Source organism: Kocuria subflava, from assembly GCF_012163155.1.
In the GTDB taxonomy this organism is placed as follows: domain Bacteria; phylum Actinomycetota; class Actinomycetes; order Actinomycetales; family Micrococcaceae; genus Kocuria; species Kocuria subflava.
On sequence record NZ_JAAVUN010000134.1, the window covers coordinates 1 to 415 of the forward strand.

Below are 415 nucleotides of genomic sequence, written 5' to 3' on the forward strand. Positions count from 1 at the left end.
GAACCCGTCCTCGAAGATCATCTTGCACAACGCGTCCGTGGCGGTGACGGCCACCTCGTGGCGGTCGAGTCCGGCGTCGTCGAGCGCTGCGATGTCGCTGATCTTGAGCCCGGTCATGCGCTCGGTGGTCAGGATGCGCGTGGACGTCGCCTCCCAGAACACCTCCGGGACGATCACGGAGGGGTGGGCACCGAAGATCTCCCGCATGCGCTCCGTGTTGCGGGCCTCCGTGAGGTAGTCCATCTCGTCACGCATGGAGGCCGCGAACTCGTCGACCAGCCCGATGAGGTCCTGGTACTGGACTCCCGGCCAGTACCTGGTGAGCAGGACGGCGAGCTCACGCAGGATCTCCAGATCCCGGTTCACCTCGTCGACGATGTTCGGCCGCCGGATCTTGACCACGACCTCGGCGCCG

Annotated in this window: 1 protein-coding gene; it reads right to left on the reverse strand. The window is 66.3% G+C overall.

What is annotated here, in order from left to right:
- A partial coding sequence (locus GTW58_RS13380) for an AarF/UbiB family protein (RefSeq protein ID WP_168023592.1) occupies positions 1-415 on the reverse strand: 415 nt, incomplete at both ends.